The organism is Nocardia sp. A7 (assembly GCF_046549215.1).
Lineage (GTDB): Bacteria > Actinomycetota > Actinomycetes > Mycobacteriales > Mycobacteriaceae > Nocardia.
Map to the genome: position 1 here is coordinate 1 of NZ_JAJPWE010000016.1, position 821 is coordinate 821.

At 56.9% G+C, this 821-nt stretch carries 2 rRNA genes; both read right to left on the reverse strand.

The annotated features are described in order from the left end of the window. Positions 1 to 82: ribosomal RNA gene (locus ACLJPD_RS33115) — 23S ribosomal RNA — on the reverse strand; the annotation flags it as partial. Between the two features lie 332 nt (positions 83 to 414). Further along, a 16S ribosomal RNA gene (locus ACLJPD_RS33120) occupies positions 415 to 821 on the reverse strand; the annotation flags it as partial.

Here is an 821-nt window from a genome sequence, read left to right on the forward strand (position 1 = left end):
CCCGAGGCTTATCGCAGCCTCCTACGTCCTTCATCGGCTCCTGGTGCCAAGGCATCCACCGTACGCTCTTAAACACTTACTAACAAAGATGCTCGCGTCCACTGTGCAGTTCTCAAACAACACACCCGCCTCGGATTGATTTCCTGACCTACTCACCAACCCGAAGGTTGCCGGCGGTTTCGAAGGAGATCCGAGCGGATCGTTTGTTTTGCCAGAAAAAACACTCGCGTGTTCTTTCAGGACCCAATAGTGTGTCGGTATATCACCGCGACCAACCACTGAGGGCCGGTCGAGTGCGATGAGTTTGTCAGTGTTCCACCCATGAGCGTCCGCAGCTCCACGAAAGGGAACTAAACGGTCTCTGACACAACCACTCTCGACTATTCGAGGTGGTCGCGTAGATGTGCTCCTTAGAAAGGAGGTGATCCAGCCGCACCTTCCGGTACGGCTACCTTGTTACGACTTCGTCCCAATCGCCGATCCCACCTTCGACGGCTCCCTCCCACAAGGGGTTAGGCCACCGGCTTCGGGTGTTACCGACTTTCATGACGTGACGGGCGGTGTGTACAAGGCCCGGGAACGTATTCACCGCAGCGTTGCTGATCTGCGATTACTAGCGACTCCAACTTCACGGGGTCGAGTTGCAGACCCCGATCCGAACTGAGACCGGCTTTAAGGGATTCGCTCCACCTCGCGGTATCGCAGCCCTCTGTACCGGCCATTGTAGCATGTGTGAAGCCCTGGACATAAGGGGCATGATGACTTGACGTCGTCCCCACCTTCCTCCGAGTTGACCCCGGCAGTCTCTCACGAGTCCCCGC